The organism is Kribbella sp. (genome assembly GCF_035655035.1).
GTDB lineage: Bacteria > Actinomycetota > Actinomycetes > Propionibacteriales > Kribbellaceae > Kribbella.
The window spans coordinates 1-2,928 of record NZ_DASRVN010000215.1 but is presented as its reverse complement, the minus strand read 5'-3'; the positions used below and the strand labels follow the sequence as shown (position 1 = coordinate 2,928).

General features: G+C 69.5%; 3 protein-coding genes and 1 pseudogene. 2 read left to right on the top strand and 2 right to left on the bottom strand.

Annotation, left to right across the window (positions count from 1 at the left end; genetic code table 11):
• Positions 1–341 (bottom strand): annotated as a pseudogene (gene pyrH / locus VFF46_RS12415) (UMP kinase); the annotation flags it as partial.
• Between the two features lie 49 nt (positions 342–390).
• Between pyrH and VFF46_RS12410 the strand changes: the two are divergent.
• Both VFF46_RS12410 and VFF46_RS12405 read left to right on the top strand, forming a co-directional pair.
• Positions 391–957, top strand: a complete 567-nt coding sequence (locus VFF46_RS12410) for a VOC family protein (RefSeq protein ID WP_325037238.1) — start codon at positions 391–393, stop codon at positions 955–957.
• A 200-nt stretch (positions 958–1,157) separates the two neighbouring features.
• Complete coding sequence (locus tag VFF46_RS12405; RefSeq protein WP_325037237.1) at positions 1,158–2,093, top strand: small ribosomal subunit Rsm22 family protein; 936 nt, start codon at positions 1,158–1,160, stop codon at positions 2,091–2,093.
• A gap of 48 nt (positions 2,094–2,141) precedes the next feature.
• Here VFF46_RS12405 and VFF46_RS12400 read toward each other — a convergent pair whose 3' ends face one another.
• Positions 2,142–2,903, bottom strand: coding sequence for an SDR family NAD(P)-dependent oxidoreductase (locus VFF46_RS12400; protein ID WP_325037236.1), 762 nt, complete (start codon positions 2,901–2,903; stop codon positions 2,142–2,144).
• Positions 2,904–2,928 lie beyond the last annotated feature (25 nt).

The following is a 2,928-nucleotide window of genomic DNA, read 5'->3' as shown; positions in this document are numbered from 1 at the left end:
AGCCGGATGTACGGTTCGGCGAGGTTGTTGATCGGGATCGCGGTCATCAGCCGTACGTCGTCCGCGCCGAGCGCCGTGAGCCGGCCGCGGAGCAGCACCGCGTTGATGACCGTACCGAGCATGCCGATGTTGTCGGCCTCGACCCGGTCGATGCCCCAGTCCTCGGCGCGGTTGCCGCGGAACACGTTCCCGCCGCCGATCACCACCGCGACCTGCACCCCGGTCGCCCGCAACGCGATCACCTCGGTCGCGAGATGCGTCAGCCGATCAGTGCTGAACCCGAACTCCTTCGAGCCGGCAATCGCCTGCCCGGACAGCTTGACCACGAGCCTGCGATACATACGGACAGATCTATCACGAACTGTCGGTCGCCGCGGCTAGCCTCGGAGGATGAATGATTGGCGCAAGCTGCAGCAGTACCTCCACGCGCGGTTCCTGACGAGCTCGTTCGCCCAGTCCGCCGGTTTCGCCACCGCGATCGGCGACCAGCCCGGCCTGAAGGAGGTCCGGCTCGCGGAGACCTTCGTGGATGTGAAGGTGGAGCTGCCCGAGCCGGCCGACGCCATCAGCAGGGTGGCTGCTGAGCAGGGCCTCCGGGCCGACCCCACACAGGTCACGCAGCTGGAGATCGGCCTGGACACCGCCGATCGGGCCGAGATCGGCCCGTTCTGGGCGGCGGTGCTCACCGGCGATGCGGGCAACTTCAAGGACAACGACGTCGTCGACCCGACCGGGCGCTTCGACAACGTCTGGTTCCAGCAGACCGAGCCGCACGAAACGCCGCGTCAGCGCTTCCACTTCGACCTGTGGGTGCCGCCTGAGGTGGTCGCGGACCGGATCAAGGCTGCTGTGGCCGCGGGAGGGACGGTCGTCTCCACCGACGAGGCTCCGGCCTTCACTGTTCTGGCCGACCCGCAAGGGAACAAGGTTTGTTTGTGTACGTCGGAGGGCCGGTAGATCTGCTAGCGTTTGCGATGACTCGAGGAGGTGTGTGATGGCTAGGAAGGTTATCGGGTTCCGCGCCGTTCCCTCCTCGACTGCTGTCTGCTGACAGCTTTTCTCCGGACCGATCGGTGCGTCGCGGCGTCCGGCCGCGGGTCACGTGCGCCCTCGGGCGCGCTCCACGCCGATCGAACCGGAGCTTCCTCATGTCCTCCGTGGACACCCAACTTCATGCTGCCCTCTCCCGCGCGCTGAGCGGCGTACCGCATCAGGAACTGCGTCGCCGGGCCGACGCGCTCTCGCACCGCTACCGCACCGAGCAGGTCGACGACACCACGCCGGGGATGAGCGACGCGCTCGACGCCCTCGCGTACGCCGTCGTACGGATGCCGGCCACGTTCCGCGCCCTGCACACGGCGCTCGCCGCCGTCGAGCGTCACGTCGACGGACCGCTCACTTCCCACCTCGACCTGGGCGGCGGCACCGGCGCCGCGGCCTGGGCTGCCGCGGCACACTGGCCCGGCCTCGCGACCGAGATCGTCGAACGCCAGCCCGCGGCCGTCCGCCTTGGCCAGAAACTTGCCGGGGGCAACTTCCCGCACGACTGGCGATGGACCACCGCGGACCTCCGCACCTGGACCGCGAGCGGTTCGGTCGACCTGATCACGATCGGGTACGTCCTCAACGAGTTGACCGCCGACGCCCGCCGCGACCTCGTCCACCGGACGACCCACCACGCGCAGACGATCGTCGTCGTCGAGCCCGGCACTCCGCGCGGCCACGCCCGTACCCTCGAAGCCCGCGCCCTGCTGATCGCGCGGGGCTTCCGGATCGCGGCGCCCTGCCCGCATCAACTCGACTGCCCGGTCGACTGGTGCCACTTCGCGACCCGCCTGCCGCGGACCGAGCTGCACCGGGTCTTGAAAGACGGCACCCGGAACTTCGAGGACGAGAAGTTCACGTACGTCGTCGCGACCCGGCACCCGGTCCGCCCACCGGGGGCCCGGGTGATCGCCCGCCCGGCGCGCCCGAAGAACCGCGTCGTACTCGACCTCTGTACGTCGGCAGGCGCCGCCGAGCAGGTCGTCGTACCGAAGTCGTCGCCCGCCTATCGCACCGCGCGACGTATGACGTGGGGCGACGCGTGGTAGCGCCGCAACCGGTTGCAGCCTAGTTGTCCCCGCAACCGGTTGCGGGCTTCAGAGTTCGTACCCGCCGGAGGCCTCGAGCGTCTGGGCGGTGATCCAGCCCGCCTCGGGGGAGCCGAGGAACGCGATCACCGTGCCGAGGTCGTCCGCCTCCCCGATCCGGCCGAGGGCGGTCCGGTCGGCGATCGGCGGGATCAGCTCGGGGTGCTGCGCGAACGCGTCGTCGCCGAGCCTTGTCCGCGTCACGCCCGGCGCGACGGCGTTCACCCGGATGCCGCGGGCGCTCAGCTCCTTCGCGAGGTAGCGGGTGAGGACGATCTGCGCACCCTTCACGCTGGCGTAGACGGAGTACCCGGGTGTCGGCCGCGCGGACACGAGTGCCGACGTACTGGCCGTGTACACGATCGATCCGTGGTCGGCGATCAGCGGGAGCAGTGTCTGGGTGAGGAAGTACGGGCCGCGGAGGTGGACGTCGACCATCTGGTCGAACAGGTCCGGGGTCGTGTCCTCGAACATCACCGGCGGTTGCCCGACACCCGCGTTGCTGACCAGCTGGTCGAACGTCGTCCGGTCCCAGCCGGCCAGCACGTCGGTGAGGGTCTCCCGGAACTCTTCGAAGGTGTCGGGACGCGCGACATCGAGCGGCAGCGCGGCCGCCGTACCGCCGTCCTTCTCGATCCGCCGGACCGTCTCAAGGGCACGCTCGCGGCCGCCGCGATAGGTGAGCAGCACGGCCGTACCGCGTTTCGCCACCTCGAACGCCGCGCTCTGCCCGATGCCGGAACTTCCGCCGGTGATCACAGCTACATGCATGATCGTGCACATCTCCTACAGGTCA

Coding starts and splice junctions, on each gene's coding strand:
- VFF46_RS12400 (WP_325037236.1), bottom strand. CDS start 2,903: ATGCATGTAGCTGTGATCACCGGCGGAAGTTCCGGCATCGGGCAGAGC.
- VFF46_RS12410 (WP_325037238.1), top strand. CDS start 391: ATGAATGATTGGCGCAAGCTGCAGCAGTACCTCCACGCGCGGTTCCTG.